At 40.0% G+C, this 17004-nt stretch carries 19 protein-coding genes and 1 riboswitch; of the genes, 1 reads left to right on the top strand and 18 read right to left on the bottom strand.

What is annotated here, in order from left to right; translation table 11 throughout:
* Nucleotides 1–60 precede the first annotated feature (60 nt).
* A riboswitch (cyclic di-GMP riboswitch) is annotated at nucleotides 61–151 on the bottom strand.
* Between the two features lie 132 nt (nucleotides 152–283).
* From fliT to flaG, 3 genes are all read right to left on the bottom strand, one after another.
* A complete protein-coding gene (fliT, locus tag H539_RS0116065; protein WP_026694358.1) occupies nucleotides 284–631 on the bottom strand; it encodes a flagellar protein FliT in 348 nt (115 codons plus the stop codon).
* Nucleotides 631–1032: a flagellar export chaperone FliS gene (fliS, locus tag H539_RS0116060; protein ID WP_026694357.1), complete on the bottom strand. Its 402-nt coding sequence runs from the start codon at nucleotides 1030–1032 to the stop codon at nucleotides 631–633. The genes fliT and fliS overlap by 1 nt, the downstream gene beginning before the upstream one ends.
* Before the next feature lie 432 nt (nucleotides 1033–1464).
* The gene (gene flaG / locus H539_RS0116055; RefSeq protein ID WP_026694356.1) at nucleotides 1465–1815 is read right to left on the bottom strand and encodes a flagellar protein FlaG; all 351 of its coding nucleotides are present in this window, start codon (nucleotides 1813–1815) and stop codon (nucleotides 1465–1467) included.
* A gap of 554 nt (nucleotides 1816–2369) precedes the next feature.
* Between flaG and fliD the strand changes: the two genes are divergently transcribed.
* Entirely contained in the window at nucleotides 2370–3956 is a 1587-nt protein-coding gene (gene fliD, locus H539_RS0116050; protein ID WP_026694355.1) for a flagellar filament capping protein FliD, read from the top strand.
* A 1320-nt stretch (nucleotides 3957–5276) separates the two neighbouring features.
* On the opposite strand, the gene H539_RS28805 is transcribed toward fliD, so the two are convergent.
* The 15 genes from H539_RS28805 to H539_RS0115955 all read right to left on the bottom strand — a co-directional run bounded on the left by H539_RS28805 (nucleotide 5277) and on the right by H539_RS0115955 (nucleotide 16695).
* Nucleotides 5277–5453, bottom strand: a complete 177-nt coding sequence (locus tag H539_RS28805) for a hypothetical protein (RefSeq protein WP_245602205.1) — start codon at nucleotides 5451–5453, stop codon at nucleotides 5277–5279.
* Nucleotides 5454–5858: 405 nt separating this feature from the next.
* A complete protein-coding gene (locus H539_RS32855; protein ID WP_026694353.1) occupies nucleotides 5859–6074 on the bottom strand; it encodes a hypothetical protein in 216 nt (71 codons plus the stop codon).
* Nucleotides 6075–6388: 314 nt separating this feature from the next.
* Nucleotides 6389–7459 carry a glycosyltransferase gene (locus tag H539_RS0116015; RefSeq protein WP_026694352.1) on the bottom strand — a complete coding sequence of 357 codons (1071 nt, stop codon included), beginning with the start codon at nucleotides 7457–7459 and terminating at the stop codon, nucleotides 6389–6391.
* A 70-nt stretch (nucleotides 7460–7529) separates the two neighbouring features.
* Nucleotides 7530–8342 carry a flagellin N-terminal helical domain-containing protein gene (locus H539_RS0116010; protein ID WP_026694351.1) on the bottom strand — a complete coding sequence of 271 codons (813 nt, stop codon included), beginning with the start codon at nucleotides 8340–8342 and terminating at the stop codon, nucleotides 7530–7532.
* Nucleotides 8343–8486: 144 nt separating this feature from the next.
* On the bottom strand, nucleotides 8487–8717 hold the full coding sequence (gene csrA / locus H539_RS0116005) for a carbon storage regulator CsrA (RefSeq protein ID WP_026694350.1): 231 nt from the start codon (nucleotides 8715–8717) through the stop codon (nucleotides 8487–8489).
* 7 nt (nucleotides 8718–8724) lie between these two features.
* Complete coding sequence (gene fliW, locus H539_RS0116000; RefSeq protein WP_026694349.1) at nucleotides 8725–9159, bottom strand: flagellar assembly protein FliW; 435 nt, start codon at nucleotides 9157–9159, stop codon at nucleotides 8725–8727.
* A gap of 12 nt (nucleotides 9160–9171) precedes the next feature.
* Nucleotides 9172–9741: a DUF6470 family protein gene (locus H539_RS0115995; RefSeq protein WP_026694348.1), complete on the bottom strand. Its 570-nt coding sequence runs from the start codon at nucleotides 9739–9741 to the stop codon at nucleotides 9172–9174.
* 57 nt (nucleotides 9742–9798) lie between these two features.
* Nucleotides 9799–10683 carry a flagellar hook-associated protein FlgL gene (flgL, locus tag H539_RS0115990; RefSeq protein ID WP_026694347.1) on the bottom strand — a complete coding sequence of 295 codons (885 nt, stop codon included), beginning with the start codon at nucleotides 10681–10683 and terminating at the stop codon, nucleotides 9799–9801.
* 12 nt (nucleotides 10684–10695) lie between these two features.
* Complete coding sequence (gene flgK, locus H539_RS0115985) at nucleotides 10696–12264, bottom strand: flagellar hook-associated protein FlgK (RefSeq protein WP_026694346.1); 1569 nt, start codon at nucleotides 12262–12264, stop codon at nucleotides 10696–10698.
* Between the two features lie 36 nt (nucleotides 12265–12300).
* Nucleotides 12301–12795 carry a flagellar protein FlgN gene (locus tag H539_RS0115980; RefSeq protein ID WP_026694345.1) on the bottom strand — a complete coding sequence of 165 codons (495 nt, stop codon included), beginning with the start codon at nucleotides 12793–12795 and terminating at the stop codon, nucleotides 12301–12303.
* A 20-nt stretch (nucleotides 12796–12815) separates the two neighbouring features.
* Nucleotides 12816–13079 carry a flagellar biosynthesis anti-sigma factor FlgM gene (flgM, locus tag H539_RS0115975; RefSeq protein ID WP_026694344.1) on the bottom strand — a complete coding sequence of 88 codons (264 nt, stop codon included), beginning with the start codon at nucleotides 13077–13079 and terminating at the stop codon, nucleotides 12816–12818.
* 181 nt (nucleotides 13080–13260) lie between these two features.
* Nucleotides 13261–13662, bottom strand: coding sequence for a TIGR03826 family flagellar region protein (locus H539_RS0115970; protein WP_026694343.1), 402 nt, complete (start codon nucleotides 13660–13662; stop codon nucleotides 13261–13263).
* A gap of 50 nt (nucleotides 13663–13712) precedes the next feature.
* A complete protein-coding gene (locus tag H539_RS0115965) occupies nucleotides 13713–14405 on the bottom strand; it encodes a ComF family protein (RefSeq protein ID WP_026694342.1) in 693 nt (230 codons plus the stop codon).
* Nucleotides 14395–15792 carry an ATP-dependent helicase ComFA gene (locus H539_RS0115960; RefSeq protein ID WP_245602204.1) on the bottom strand — a complete coding sequence of 466 codons (1398 nt, stop codon included), beginning with the start codon at nucleotides 15790–15792 and terminating at the stop codon, nucleotides 14395–14397. Before H539_RS0115960 ends, H539_RS0115965 begins: the two co-directional genes overlap by 11 nt.
* Before the next feature lie 60 nt (nucleotides 15793–15852).
* Nucleotides 15853–16695 (bottom strand): DegV family protein, encoded by an 843-nt coding sequence (locus H539_RS0115955; protein ID WP_026694340.1) that lies wholly within the window; start codon nucleotides 16693–16695, stop codon nucleotides 15853–15855.
* Nucleotides 16696–17004 lie beyond the last annotated feature (309 nt).

Raw genomic sequence — 17004 nt, 5'->3', positions numbered from 1 at the left:
GAAAAAGACAAAAATAAAGAACCTTATACAAGGTTCATAGAGTTTTGGCTATGAGGCCCTTGTGGCAACCGGCTGCCTTCCAAAGCTTACGCTTAGGATCAGGCCCTTGGCTTTGCGTCTCACAGTTTCCCGCGATTTGCCTTTTTCACTATATTTTACCTAAGTCTTAATTACTATATTAATAGGTGTACAAGTGTTAGTGAATAGTCAAATATACCTATATTGTAGAAAAATGTCTAAAAATGTTTGTTTTAAAAAACCATCCCAAAGGATGGCTCAACTTTCAATTTTTCCTATCGTAGAACATTCCATCCAACGACAGTGACTGATAAGGGTTTTTATATTTTTGACTGCCCAGTTTTTTCTTCTGAAGCTTTTGTATGTCCATCTGGATAGCCCGCTTAATCACTGATAATTTTTTGGTTATTTCCTCTTCAGTTTCTATTAGTATACTGCCCGTAAATAATTCTTCCTCTGAATATGGAGGAAGTATTGAAGCAAGAAATTTTTGCCGTGAGTCCAGCATATCTACTATCTGTTCAATCTGTTCATCACGCGTTTCTTCAGAAGAAGTCTTAATTAAATCAAGCAGCTTAAGCGACATCTCATGATACGGGAGCAGGCGGTTCATTAAACGGAACCACCCTGGCTGAATTGCTTTTGGCGGTTAACCTGAATTACCTGCTTCCAGGTGTCACGGAACTCCGTTACCAGTGCTTCTATTTCGTCTAAGATGGAAGTATCATTTTTTATGTTTGCTTCAATTAGACGGCGGTTCATGTAGTCGTAAAGAGACATCATGTTTTTTGAGACTTCCAGTTTCATATCCAGAGTGACCATCAGTTCCTGGATAATATTCTGTGCCTTTTGAAGATTAATATTCTTGAATTCAATCTGTCTATTTTCCATAGCGACCTTAGCTTGGTGAATGAACTTAATACAGCCGTTGTAAAGCATAAGTGTCAATTCACCTGGCGAAGCAGTATTTACACTATTATTTTGATAAGCTTGATAAGGATTTTGCAAAGAAATTTTCTTCCTTTCCTACGCCCCACTAAAATGATGCGTGAGATCGATTGCTGGATTGTTGTATTGTCCATGGAGGTATATTGACGGTAGCAGCGGTCATCGAAGTCACTAATTTAGCTGTCTATTGAAACTAATTAAGTCTGTCGAGTGTCAAACTCAGTCATGGTAGCTTTTTGGCAACTTATCGTGACTTATAGCCTTGATTTTCTAAAGCTCCATCAGGTCCAATTGTCTGTATTGCTGGCTCACTGAAAAGACTGACCCCCGGTTTTTTGATCGGACAAATGTCCTGAAGCTTTTTTAGATTTAATTTTAAGATGACAGCTAGGTTACTTTGATTTTGAATTAATATTTTTGTTGAAAAGCAGTTGTTCAGAAACAGATACCGTTCTTACAACGCGTCTGCCTCGACCACTGATTCTAGTAGCCGCCCCATTATATTTTCTTATCAATGATTATTCCTAAAAATTGTTCCATTTGTGCAAACACATCTAACATTTTTTTAGGGGGGATTTCCTTAATTAATTCATTTGTTTCGCTATCTACTATGGTAACGTAATATTCATGCAGTTTTTCATGAAACTCAAATTTGAGAGCAGTATGATTTAAGAATTGGTTCACACTGTCAACCATATGGTTTAATTTTTCTTTGGTTATTTCTTCTTTATCTTGGTTACGGTCTAAAACAGTTAGCTGTTCTTGATTTACTTGAGAACTCTCTTTACCGTTAAATTCTGCAGGTCTGGGTGAGGTAGGAGAAAGGTTAATTGAAAGTCGTTCAATCATAAAATTATCCTCCGCATTTAGAAAATTTCTATCTAGTTATTTTATCGGACACACTTCCGTATTGTTAATAATAAATTCCCAGTACAAAAAGTGGTTTTTTATGCCCCCCTTGATTTTACATACCTCTTATGCAACTTCGGCCAATTATCCGAATTCACTAAGTTCTCTTTAGTATTTCAAGGGCAGGGTTGCTGTAATAAACCAAACAGAAGCATAAATTTATTTAAAAATAATATGTTATGCCGATATATAATAATATACGCACGTTTTATAAAAAGGTATTTACATAACGGACCAATAACGGTTTAGATTATTAAGTTCATTTATCTTCCAACACCAAAGAACTATTCCTGCGCATAAATTCGAGTTATTTTCTATTAATTTTAGAAAAAATACTTCTCTAACTCTAGAAGGTTCGTAAGTGCCATGCCTTTATCCTGTTGGAAAAAGGCAACAATATTCTGTCCGGTACAAAAGAAACAAGTGTTAGAGTTAAACAAGTATCAAGTTTTTTTATTTGGCAATTAAATATAAATTATAGAGGTGAAGTAATTATGAGGATTAATGGATTTTCAGGTTTTGATGTAGACGCGGCTGTTAAAGAACTGATGACTGCGGCCAGAAAACCAGCAGATAAGTTACATCAGCAAAAACAACTGCAAACTTGGAAGACTGATGCATATCGAGACGTTAATACAAAGATATCTGAACTTCGCAATCTGATGCAAGATATGCGTTGGACAGGAGACTTTAACAAGAACTCATCTGAGTCTTCTAATCCTGATGCTGTGACAGCGACTGTAACTGGTTCTCCTACACAGACAAGTTATGATATCACCGGCATAAAATTAGCAGAATCAGAAAGAGCTGCTTCCGTCAAATTTTTTGGTAATGGTAATCTTACAGACCCAACTAAGCCAATGTCAGATTACGGAGCAACAGCGGGGTCTATATTAATTAACGGAATATCTATAACTGTGGATCCTGCTAAATCACTTAACGACTTGATTACAACGGTCAATACAACTGCCGGTATTGGCTTAACTATGAGTTATTCTGCAACAGAGAAGTCTATCACATTTAGTAGTAGTAGTACAGGTGATTCATCTAAGATTACGATCGACCCTAGTGCACCTGGAGCAGTGAATCCTCTATCAGGTTTAGGCATAAAAACAGGATCGACTGGAAAAAATAATGATCTAAATGATCCTAATACTTTTGCAGACTCTACAATATCGTCTGTACAGGGACGAAATAAAACACAAGCAGAAGCAACTATTAATGGTTTGCTGTATAAGTCCGACACTAACTCAATTACTTATGATGGTGTAAAGTTTGATCTAAAAAGTACCTCTGCATCTACTACAACTGTGACGCAAAAGAAAGATAATGATGCCATCTTTGACAGAATCAAAAAATTTGTTGATACTTATAATGGTTTGGTTGACGATCTGACCAATAAGGTTAATGAGAGAAAAGCTAAAGGATATGACCCTCTCACAGATGAGCAAAAATCTGCCATGAAAGATAGTCAAATTGAAAGCTGGGAAGCAAAAGCTAAGGAAGGTCTATTAGGCAAAGATCCGCTTATTACTAATCTTCTTACAAAAATGCGTGCTTCTGTAAATGCTCCCGTCATTAACATGAAGCTTGACATTGCCACAAACACTTATACTCCCGAAACTGTGGGTACTTTATCATCAATAGGAGTCGGATTGGCGGATAGTTGGAGGGACAACGGAAAATTAAAGATAGACGAAACCAAATTAAAGGCTGCAATCGCCAATGATTTAACTAAGGTGACAGATATTTTCAGTAAAAGTACCAGCAATCTTCCATCTACTGACACTTCCAATACTCTCAAAAGTCTGGCTAAATATGACCAAAGTGGTGTTGCTGATAGGCTGTATGAGCAATTAGACGCATCCATGTTATCATTAGGGACACAAGCTTTAAATGGAACCACTAGTGTGGTAGGGAAACAAATTTCTGAAATAGACAAGCGTATCGATGATTTTGAAAAACGGATGGGTTCATTGGAAGACAGGTATTATAAACAATTTACTGCAATGGAAAAAGCAATGCAGCAGGCTAACAGTCAAAGCAGCTGGTTGATGAGCCAATTTGGCGGCGGGCAATAACTCCGTTCTATCAAGGTTTACCTCGGTCGACACGGGTTTCTTTTAATCGATATTTTATTGAAGTAAAAGAAATATGTCTTTTTTATCATAAAAGCCGGTACTTCTCCTGAAGATTATCGGCTTTTACCTTTATTATCCACTCTTATTCAAGTTCTATTATTGAAAATATTTCCGACAGACTGAAAGAAGCTATATTCAACATCCTTTGTATAAAATTTCATCGTAAAAAATAATACCCTAAAGATAAAAGGAGCTTATGGGGATTTCTGTCAAAAAATTGGAGCTTATATAAGGATAACTTTTTAAATATGGCTTGTCTTAAATAACCTAAGTGTGTCCTTCATTAAGGAGAAGGTTTAGACCTGGACAGTCCCTTTCTTACCCGTAGAATAAAGGTGGTTTTTCTCGAATTGATTAGGCTAGAGATACCACAGAGTTGAATACACCTGTCCTTTTAGCTTTGTAAATTAAAGGAAATCTAGATTATTGAGGATTAATCCCTTTTCGAAAAAATCCACCCCTGCTGGATTAAATTCTAATTCTGATAACTATCATTTCATTTATTGCTACTTTCTTATCCAAACTATATCCTTTTGAATATATTTGACGTAACCAATTTACAATTAAATACAATAAAAAATTATGTTCAAATAGCAGCTTATTTTAAATGCCACATCAGAATACCCTCGTTCATGTTTACCCAATGCACAAAGAATTTTTCATGGATCTAGAGAATTCTTTAAAAACAATCTTTCTCCAAACATACTTTAAATGGGATACAAGGAGAACTAATGGTAGTTCTAATGAAGAAGGCAACAGGGATAATAGCGTTGATAACTGTAACAGCTTTAAATAATAATTTTCAAAAAAACTTCTCTAAAGTAGCTTTTGCAATGTCACCTAGTGTTTCATAAAAAACACCTAGATTGTAACCTGCACTAAAGCTCCTGTACCTCTTACGCTGTCATACTGATCCGTTTCCCCTGAGCTAAACATTTAAGATAGGATATTTCAATCCACGGAAAATAACTAATATCTTTCTTTACATCACTGAAAACAAGCTCCATAAAGAATAGACCGCAAACAAAGTGGAAATCAGGGTAGTTAAAAAGTTCTGTTCTTCTTCCCTGCAGTATTATCATTATGCTGGGAGTTTTCCAGCTACAAAACATGCTAGATTCCTTGGTATGACTAACTTTTATTTTAGGGAGTTTCGGTTAGTTTTTGACCAGCCAGAAACGAATTTCCCATCTAATTCTAAATGGTTCAAAATGATTTTCTAATCGACATAAATCATATAAGCAATTTGTTCCCCATTTGTTATAAAACTTTATACAGCTTCAGCTTCTTTCCAATTCCTTCTTCTAAAACATAACCAGCAATCCACTCATATCCTTCATTATCCACATACGAAATTGTTTCAATAAGCAAAGGGTTAGGTAGCTTTTCTAAGTGTTCCGCTGGAATGAGTGAATTATCCAGTTCTTCATGGTGCATATCCTACATCCTCTCTTTTTACTTCAATATTAAATGTCTTTTTCATTGTTCCTAAAACCAGTCTAAATACATCTTCTTTTCTCCTCCTAAAATAGAAATAGCCCCTACTCCGAAGGTCAAAGTAGAGGCTTAGATTGCTTATTTCTTGAACATCTAATATGCACATAAAAAAACTTACGTTCTATAATTATAATATATATCTCAATATTGGGTTATTACTGGTTATGATGGGCTACTTTTGGCAAGGACTTTCAGGGTACAATCAACTTTCCCCATTTTCACTCAAAAAGAAAAAAACGTTAATCTAGGTTATCCCTAAAATGTCTCCTTTATATTTCGAATCCATGTCCCCACCCAAATGTGGCTGAGCAGCGTGTTGAATAGCAGCTATGTCATTTATACTCATCAACTTTTGAAGAGCCTCTCCTTGCTTTTCGGCCATTCCCCATCGCCATTTTCATAACTGACATAGGCTTGTTGTTGTACTTGTCCTTGACTTAATGGCATAGACATTAACGCAATATCCATGAACACCACCTTTATAGTTTTAATGACAATCGAATGTAATTGCTCTTCTAGGGGTTGAATTTCTTTTTTAAATTCATTCAATTTATCATTCAACTTGTCAACTTCTTTCGAAGTAAGTTCATGGTCACGGGAGTATTCAGCTTTCTTTTCATTTTATGAAGTCTTATGCATTTGAGCTGCTCTTCAAGAAACTTTTTATGTTCATGAGCATCTTTATACATCTAGTTTCCTCCTGTCGAGCAGCTTTATATGAAAAGAGACTCTAGATAACTAGAGTCTCTTCCAATAATCTATAATTTAACGTAATAATTTGAGTTACACCTTGTGGCTGTTGGTTAGTTTAAACTCCAAAACCAAAGACGGTGTTATCATATTTTTGATCTATTGACTGAATAGCCTGTACTAAGTCAATGCATCAGTTCTTCTAACCTTTTTGTAGCCGGTTTATATTTATATTCCGCAGATTTTTCGTAATACTCTATTGCCTTACTTTTATTACCCGTTGTTTCATATACCGTCCCTAAATTATAAAGGGCTAAATAGCTACCAGTACCCTTAACAATTTCCTGTTTTTTTTCTTGATCTATTGCTAAACATCTTAAGTACTCATGTTCAATTAAAGGGAAATAATTTATATATTTATTCACATTACTAAATACTAGTTCCATATAAAAAATGCCACACACAAAGTGATAGTCTGTTGACAAATCTAGATTATCTTTTTCTTTGTCAATGATCCCTAAGCCAATCTCTAAATTCTTGCTCCTTATTAAACTATACAAATAATCAACAACCATTTTAGGTTTAAAAGATTTATTATCTTCTATATTTTTATAAGATAAAGAAAAGTAATGATTTGCTTTAGTATAATCTTTTTTCAAATAATATTGTTTTCCAATTTGATACAGAATATAAGCATCTGTTGGGGTGGCATTATGTTCATCGAGTAAAAGAGGGAGATTTCTATCAGTTTTATCATTTTGAAAATAACCGTCATGTGCCACACTAACAGAAATCTTCACTCTTGGTAAAATTGACTCTAATTGTTCATGAACCTTTCCCTTAAAGAAAATACCCTTATTAGGAAACAATCTCGAAACATAAGATGATTCAATGTTTTCTTGTCCATTATCTAAATATTTGCTCAAGATATTTATTCTTCCAATCAATTGGTTATCTCTTTCTATAAAATTTCTTATTAATTGATGATTTGATAAGATGTACTCATCAGCATCTAAGACTAAGTTCCAATCAGAAGTTGATTGTCTTATACTAAAATTTCTCGCATCAGCAAAATCATTTCTCCACTTATAATCAAATACTTTTGCTCCACTATCAAGTGCAATATTTCTAGTGTTATCTGTTGAACCTGTATCAACAATAATTATTTCATTTACATAGTCTTTTACACTATCAATACACCTTTTAAGCGTTTTTTCCTCATTTTTCACTATTGTTACCAAAGCTAATGTCTTCAAGAAAACAACTCCTTGATTCCTAATTATTAATAAAGAGACCTTAGATATTCTAAGGTCCCCTTTATTAAGATTAACGTAATAACTGTAATACACCTTGAGGTTGTTGGTTAGCTTGAGCCAGCATAGCTTGAGCTGCTTGAGAAAGGATAGAGTTTTTAGTTTGCGCCATCATTTCTTTCGCCATATCTACGTCACGTACACGAGACTCGGCAGCAGTCAAGTTTTCAGAAGAAGTGTTCAAGTTGTTGATAGTGTGTTCCAAACGATTTTGAGTAGCACCTAAGTCCGAGCGAACAGTTGAAACTTTTCCAATCGCTGTATCTAAAGCACCTATAGCTGTTTGTGCGTTACCCTTTGTTGTTAAATCTCCAACTCCACCCGTAATTGTTGCTGCATCCATGTTCTCAAATGTAAATGTGATTTTTTGAGCAGCGTTTGGTCCGACTTGAAAATCAGTTGCAGTAGTAGTACCATCCCAAAGTTTTTGTTTATTAAATTCTGTGTCATCAGAAATACGAGTAATTTCTGCAGATAATGCTTGGTACTCTTTATCAATTGCAGCACGGTCTTCAGTTACATTCGTATCATTTGAAGATTGAACAGCAAGTTCACGCATACGTTGTAAAATGTCATGTGTTTCATTTAGTGCGCCTTCAGCTGTTTGAAGCATTGAAATTCCATCTTGGGCATTTCTTGAACCTTGTTCCAAACCGCGGATTTGACCACGCATTTTTTCAGAAATTGCTAACCCTGCTGCGTCATCTCCAGCTCTGTTAATACGCATACCTGAAGATAATTTCTCCATTGATTTACTTTGTGCGTTAGTAGCATTTGTCAACTGACGATGTGTGTTAAGAGCTGCAATATTGTGATTAATAATCATTGTTATATTCCTCCTTGGATTATGAAGGCTCACATCCTTGTGGGCCCGTATCTAAGGCTGAAAGTCGGCCGCCTTTCAACCTTTACATAAGTATTATCGGAGGAATGCCCGCAGTTTTAATAGTTTTTATAATAAAATTTATTTTTATTCCTGCTTTTTCAGGGACTCTACTATACTGCTTAAATCCTCCCCTAAAGAAAGGGCATTTTGGTTTTCCAGCTGGATTTCTTCGTATAGCTCTTTGCGGTATATATCGATGGTTTTAGGGGCATCAATTCCTAATTTCACCTGGTCTCCATTAACAGATATTATCTTGATTTCTATATCGGATCCTATTTGGATGGATTCGCCTTTTTTTCTAGTAAGTATTAGCACCTGAGCTTCACCCCTTTTGTTCTGCAGCCGGCAGTAATGGTGTTCTGATAGAATAATCAGCTTTTTCCAGGATTACCTGTTTTCCGAGTCTGGCTTTATAGTTAATCACAACAGGCGCAGCCAAATTAATGGTAGATGTATTAAATGGGTCCCTTACAGACATGATCGAATATACGGTTACATCTTCTGCTGCATCGATCTTCAATTGTTCAATTGTATTATCATCTAATGAGAATTCATAATCTTTCTGGATTGTAAATGGATTGATAGTTACGAAAGCAATGTTCTTTTCATTCGTAGATTGTAAAACAAATAACTCATCATTAAGAGGTAGAAAGACGAACTTTTTTTCTTCAATAAACCCTGGGATCCCCTCTTCAAACTGTATAATTTCCCGTTCATTTATTTCTACTTCTTGATGATATTTCGTTTTGATTAGCATAAAAGACTCTCCTTAGTATTTTTTATCGAAAGTCGTAAAATCTATTTTTAGCTCTGGATATTGCTTCAAACTGATTTCTGTTTTTCCAGGAGTGTACGTATGGATAGGCCTGTTTATGTTTACATCGATTCTTGGCTTTTGGGGCGCAGCCTCTATCCTGACTGCGGCAGGCTCATAATGGATCTTCACACTGCCGGCAGAAGGAACAAAGCCTATATTAAAATCGTATTGAGGACTTTCGCTGTTCCGCTTAGCCTGCTCAGGAAGTGCATGAAAGCCGTTCTCAATCATCATCAATTCATCCCCGTCACTTGCCACTCGTGCCAGGCCATTCAGCCAATCTTCATATCCCTGCTGGGCGAACTCTTCCGTCCTTCTAAAAATGCTTTTTAAATCAACATCTTCCCTTGCCTTTGATTGGTCCATGGATAATTTGCCTGGTGTTGTTTCGATTTCCAGTTCTGCCTTGGGCTGTTCAATGCTGAGATCAGCCGACGGCTGCTCAATAGATTGAACCGGTTTAAGAGTATTTAGTTCAATCTGGCCTCTTGTTGTTTCCAGTCTAATTTGTGGAATGTTCATTTAAAGCACTCCTCTATTCCTATAATTACAAAAAAGCTATTCATATGAATAGCCTTTTTACTTTAAGAAATCCATTAGTGTTGGTTGGATAATCTGGGCACCAACACTTAATGCAGCTCGATGGACACTTTCCTGAGTTTTTAAATCGGTGATGACCTTCTCAATATCTGCATCCTCATTATCAGAAATCACCTGATTAGCGAAAACCTCCTGGCTGTCCAATCTCGAACTGATCATATCTAAACGGTTGGATCGTGCACCAAGATCTGAGCGCTCCGCAGATAGATTATCGAGATGTGTATCGAGCTTTGTTAACGATGCATCAAGGTTTGTTATGTTATCCGATTTCAAATCAGATATAATATTCTCAATGTCGCTAAACATCGCAGCAGAGAAAATATTTCCCGGATGGATGTTTGCCCTTAATTTGACATTAGGGCCGACTTCCACATTAAAATCATTATTATTCGTTTTTACAGTAACCTGTCCGGTTGAACTATCTATTGAAACTGGAGGATTATCAATGTCCGTACCATTAAAAATGTATTTGTCGCCAACCTTTGTATTCGCAACAGAAGCCAGATCCTGCTTTAATTGGTCCATTTCAGTTGCGATCGCCGTCCGTTCATCAGCTGTATTTGTTCCATTTTTAGCCTGAAGCAATAGTTCTCTCATCCGCTGAAGCGAGGAATTAGCCTGATCCAGACTCGAATCTGAGTTATCCATCCAGAGGCTCAGCTCAGAGAGGTTCCTCTGATACTGATTTACCTCTGTTAAGTTAGTCCGATAAAACATCCCCTTCATTGCCACCACCGGATCATCCGACGGCCGGGTTATTTTCTTACCGGTCGACAACTGATCTGAATATTTATCCAACCTTCTGTAGCTTTCGCTGATATGCTTTAACGATGAGTTTGCCAGCATATTTTGTGTTACACGCATTTATTTTTCACCTTACCTTCCACCAGTGCCCATGCCGTTGATGATTTTATCGAGCATTTCATCAACTATATTTATCATTCGTGCAGATGCGTTATAGGCCTGCTGGAATTTGATCATGTTTGTCATTTCTTCATCCAGCGAGACACTGCTGACCGACTGTCTGCGTTCATCTACTGACTGCTGAAGTACCTCGCTGTTTGCTGTCATTCTTTGGGCTTCCTGGGACTGAACAGCCATGCCGCCGATCATACCTTCATAATAGCTTTGAATCGTTCCAGACTGTCCTGGTATGGATCCCTCCGTGTTTTTCACTTTAGCCAGCAGAACCGCATTGCTGCCATCACCTAAGCTGGGAGTCGAGGCTGCCGCTATATTGTCAAGAGATGTCATGATCGAAGAGTCAATTTTTATACTGCTCGCAGCATCTGCAGCAGTCGTACCGATATCAAAAAAGGAATTTGTGGTTTTTACAGGCGGGTTAGCCTTGATGCCATCCACGTCATAGCCTTCCAGATGCTGTTTATTAAATTCAGTTGCGAATGAAAAAGCCATCTGATCAAGCTTATCCAGCATTTCAGGATAAATTCCCTTTTTGGTGCTCCCATCCATATACCCAGATGCATCTATCAAGCTGCGAAGTTTCCCCGTACTGGAGAACTGACTGACATTTACTGCTGTACCTGTTACTGTATTTGTCGCCTGGTCACGAACGCCGATTGTAATACTTGCAGCTAACTTAGTCGTATTATCTTCGTTGACCTGCAGTTCGTTTGCACTATTAGCAGTACCATCTACCAGCGTAACATTTCCAGAAGGGGTAACCAATTCGATTGTATATTTTCCCAAGGCCATCGATGATCCATCCGGTCTGGTTGCAGGCAGTCCGCCTACCGGTTCTGTCTTTACATTAATTGGAACCAATGATGATAACTGGTCCACCAGGAGGTCCCGCTGATCATATAAATCATTGGGCAGCATTCCGTGCGGTTCAACCTGTGCAATATTTTGATTCAGTTGATTTATTTGGGATAACAATGAATTAATGCTTGTAACTGTTACATCTGTCTCATGCTTCAAATCTGATTGAACAGACTTTAGTGAATTACTGACATAGTTAAAGGTTTCAGCCACTGCAATCCCGCGCTGCCTTACTACGGAACGAGCGCCGGAGTTGCCGGGATTTACAGATAAATCCTGAAGCGACTGCCAGAACTGATCCATAACTGCGGATATTCCTGCATCAGAAGGCTCATTCATGATTTCTTCCATCTTTTGCAGAGAGTCCGACCTTGACTGCCAGTAGCCTAGTTTGTTAGATTCACCCCGGTACTGCACATCCAGAAAGCCCTCGCGGATGCGTTCTATGCTTCCCGCCTTTACCCCTGTCCCCATTTGTCCCGGAATTTGCGGACGGTTCATACCTGGTGCTGGGAAAGCCTCGGTTTGTTCAAAATTAACCCGCTGTCGTGAATAGCCGGGAGTGCTCGCATTGGATATATTATTGCCTGTAACATACAGGGCATTCTGCTGGGTGGTCATTCCCCGCTTGGCCACTTCTAAGCCATGAAAAGTTGAAACCATAAGATGCTTCCTCCGTTATCGGTGTTTCTCTTTATCTTACGCTTTTGAATTAAAGTAGGACCGCGGGGCAGCTGAAGCCGCCCCTGCCGCCATAGGTCTTTCATAGTTGAACGCCTGCGGTCTCGGCCTTACCATATCCAGGGACATATTAATGAATTGAAGGGATTGGTAAATGAGCTGCTGATTCAGGAAATTGGCGTCCTTCAGCTCATAGACGAGGGCTTTCAAGTCTTCTCTCAGTGTAATAAACTGAGTTCTTTCCTCTTCAGCCGCAAACTCCAGGCAGGCAGCCAAAGAGGGCTGAAGGTGATAGGAGCCCTGCGCCGCTAGAAACATGGCGACAGCCTGTTCTCTTTCAGCCTCAACGACTGTGATCGCCTTGACGTGCTTCTGCTCATCGATCATGATCCTGTTGAGCTCCTCCATGGATCCTTGTTTAACAATTTCCGTCTTCTGCCGGGCCAGATCCAATAAGCTTTTGTGGAGCTTTAGGAGCTTTGCCATAGCTGAAATGATGTTTTGGGCAGGCATGCTGCTCCCCCTTGGCTTCTTTATTTATTTTGATAATACTTTAGGATGCTCTTGGCTGTTTCAGCCGCATCCAGCTTGTATGTTCCATTTTTAATCTGTTCTTTAAGCTCCTGTACCTTCGCTTCTCGCTGTGCAGGAATCTGGGATGTCTGCCGCAAGTCCTTGGCAGCCGTAGAAATTTCTACTTTATCGGCTTTAAGTGAACTCTGTTTTACTTCATCAGTCTTGTTTAGCTGACGCTGATAAGGATTCATTCCAGCTGGACTAATATGGTTGATTTTCATTCTCATATCCTCGCTTTCAACCGACTTTTTTTCTCCCTATCTATTCTATCGGAAGGGACTGCGCAATATTAAATTATTCAGTGTTACTTTTTATTGACAATTTTTGCAGGTTTGTTACTTTTTCCAGAATTTTGAGGAAAAAGGGCTCCTTTTCAAAAAAAAATATCTGCATAGGCAGATATCACTTTTTGATAAAGAACGTATTACGAGGCTGGTCCTTCTGACTTCCGCCCTCTTCTTTCGCCAAACTCTCCAGCTGCCCTTTAAGATCTTTATTACAGCTTGTACACAGCTTCCCTTCTCTGATCAAGGTGCCGCATTTCGCACAGGGATAGCCGAGATTCGGAAACTGTGCCAGATTCAGCCTGCCTGTTCGGATAAATTTTAAGAGAAGCTCTTCTTCGACCCCCGTATTTTCAATCACCTGATCGATGGTCGCAGTACGGTTTTCTCTTTTTCGGATGTAATGGTAGACTTTGTCGAATTCTTTTTGTTCTTCTTTGTAGCATTTCTCACAGACATCCCGGACGCTATTTTTCACGAAAAGGGAGCCGCAAGCCGGGCAATTCATTAATTCAGCCATATGTTTTTACTTCCTTTTTATTTTCATTATCGGCAGAAAACGGAAACATTTTAGCTTCTGGCTATGGTGATGGAGCTTATCTGCAGCGCACCAGACTCTTTCAGCACCCTACCCGCATGCCTTAAGGTAGAGCCTGTTGTATAAATGTCGTCAAAAAGAAGAATATTTTTTCCCGATATATCCTCTTCAGTTGGGAGAAATACCTCCTCTAAATGGATGCGCTCCTCCCTGGATTTCTTGGATTGCTTTTCAGAATGCTTCCGCTTGAGGGCATATATTGGCCGGAGATCCATAGCCGCGAGACCTGCTTCCGACTGATTAAAGCCTCTTTCAAACAAACGCTCTTTACTAAGCGGAATGGGTACGGCCAAATCGAATGTCACTTCTGCAAGAATCTTTTTCAGCTGCTTTTTAAAGCCGAAAATCAAGATATAATCCCCTCTGTATTTGTATCTCGCCATAAGCTCCTTGAGAAATTCATTATAAGTATAGAGGGAAAGATTCCTGCTTAACACGCCCTGCCAGGCCGGATCTTCCTCCCAGCGCTGGCAGTCCCTGCAGATTCCTTCCTCATCCTGAGGTCTGCTGCAGATTTTGCATCGCTTCCCTTCAATAGCTTGGAGTTTCATAAGGCATTCCGTGCAGAACTCATTTTTCTTCTCATCGCCTAGGAAAAGAGATTTCCAAGTGGTCTCCTCTTCCAGCGGCAGCTCACAGTAGAGGCAGTAGCTCTTATTCCACAATCAAATCCCTCCTTTTCGCTTCGGCATTCATTTGTTTGATATGGGATACAGCATCCAGCATTTCTTCTGTTTTTCCATAATGAAAAAAGGAGATATTCCCCGTTGGATGATCTGCGCTTCGGCCGACCCTGCCGGCAATCTGGACCAGTGCACTTTCCGTGAAAATGGGCTTTTCCGTTCCCAGGACTGCGGCTTCAAGCCGGGGGATGGTGACTCCTCTCTCTAAGATGGTCGTTGTGAGGAGGCCGGGTACTTTATTTTCCCGCAGAGACTGGACCTTTTCTTTCCGATTCGGGTCTTCGGCATGAACATATTGGATGTCAGGATGAAGCCTTTGAAAAAGAGGAAGTGCCTCCTCCATGATTTTTATATTGGGGAAGAACAGCAAAAAAGGGGTGGAGAATTGAAGACGTTCGGCCAGCCATTTTGAAACAGCCTTGGGGATGGTCTTTTTGGCAAAACTTTTCTCCCAGTTTCCGCACCAGCTCAGCTCTGGAACCGGAATGGAATGGCGGTGATAGCGGGCCGGGATGATGGCAGCATCCAGCACACCTTTTTTAACACGAGCTTTGAATTCAGAGGAGGGAGTCGCAGTCAGGTAGATGAGGGAGGATGTTTCTCTGCGGGATTTTTGTGCAGCGTATTCAAGGGAAGGATCTCCAGAGAAGGGGAAGGCATCTACTTCATCAATAATCATGAGGTCAAATGCATCTCGGTAACGGTACAGCTGATGCGTGGTGCTGATCACGAGCTGGCCGTGATGATGACGGTCCTCGCTGCCGCCGTATAAAACAGCGATTTCTATGCCGGGAAAGGCAGCTTTCAGCCTCGGACCGAGCTCCAGCACAACATCCGTTCTCGGAGCTGCCAGACATACCCGCTTCCCTGTGTGGATCGCTTCCGCTATTGCTTCAAACAGGATTTCGGTTTTTCCTGCACCGCATACAGCCCAGATTAGGAGTATAGAATGGGTTTTTACAGCCTCTATGGCCTTTCTTGAAGCCTCGGCCTGCTGGGGTGAAAGCTTTCCGCTCCACTTCAGCGGCTCCTCTTTTAGAAGATACTCTAAATGCGGCCCTGTCCAGACATGCAGCCTGCTGCAGGCATTCACTCGGCCCATCATAATGCATTTGCGGCAGTAGGTACAGGTTTTACCGCAGCGGCTGCACGGCATTTCCCCGAATAAATGGGATTCAGTATTGCCGCAACGATGGCAGGTTCCTTGGCTGAGGCCGTCCATCCAGCCAACATAGCCAGAAGTGATATGTTTTTCAAGGATGGGGTGGAAATCGGTTAATTCATCATAGGGAAGGGCCCGGCCGGTGAGATAGATTTGAAGTTCAGTGGAAAAAGAGAAGGGAATAAGGGGTTTTAAATGAATTTTCAACTAGCACCTCCTAAAAAAATCGATGCCTACTTATTCGGCATCGATTCAAGAAATTCCTTTTTAAAATCTGCGGGACCAGCCCATCCCTAATGCTCCCTCACCAATATGAGTCCCGATAACCGGTCCAAAGTAGCTAATGGAGAATTTGACATGAGGAAAACGGGGCTTCAGCTCATTCATCCACTGAATGGCTTCTTCCTCCCGATTCGCATGGATGATGGCCGCCTGCATGGGTTCCCCGGTCTGGGCCTGCTGCAGGAGATCCTCAATCCGCTTGAGCGCTTTTTTTCGCGTACGGATTTTTTCAAACGGGACGATTATTTTGTTTTCGAAGGTTAATAGAGGCTTGATTTGAAGTAGGCTGCCGATGATCGCCTGGGCGCTGTTCAATCTGCCGCCGCGCTGCAGATGTGAAAGATCATCCGCCATGAAATAGGCATCCGAAACTTCTCTCATTTTCATGAGACGATCCAGGATCTTAGCCGGTTCTGCCCCTTCCAAGGCCATCTTCGCCGCTTCCAGCACGAAAAAGCCTTGTGCCATGCAGCTGATTTCGGAATCAAATGAATACACCTTGATGTTCTCAACCATATCGCCTGCCGTAATCGAGCCCTGATAGGTACCGCTGATTCCGCTTGAAAGATGGATGCTGATGACCGCATCATACTCCTTTGCGAGCTCCTCATACTTTTCCACAAGCGTTCCGATCGATGGCTGGGAGGTGGTAGGCAGCTTTTCCTGCTTCTTGATTTCCTCATAAAACTCTGCCGCCGTAATATCCACTTCTTCGCGGTATGACTCGTTCCCGAATATCACATTCAGCGGAACCATATGTATGTTGTATTTCTCCAGGATGTCTTTCTCAATATATGCTGTACTGTCTGTTACTACAGCCGTTTTCATGCAAAAAACCTGCCTTAATCTTAATTTCTCACATTATAACATATCATTCTAACCCATTATGTCCCATTTTGTGTTTCTGTCAAGGAGAGGCGGCCGCCCGGAATGCGAGCATCTGCATAAAATACGATAATCCGGCATAATTCTAAAATAACCTGCATAAATTTCGATTATCCTGCATTTCCTCAAATAATCCAGCATAACCATGTTGAATTCCTGCATAAACAACTCACAGGATGAATATTTTTCCAAAAATAGCTAGCCCTTGGCAGCTAACTTCCCTTAAAATGGATAAATAAAAAGGGAGGAACC

The organism is Peribacillus kribbensis DSM 17871 (assembly GCF_000430765.1).
GTDB lineage: Bacteria > Bacillota > Bacilli > Bacillales > DSM-1321 > Paraperibacillus > Paraperibacillus kribbensis.
This window is presented reverse-complemented; position numbering and strand designations above follow the sequence as displayed.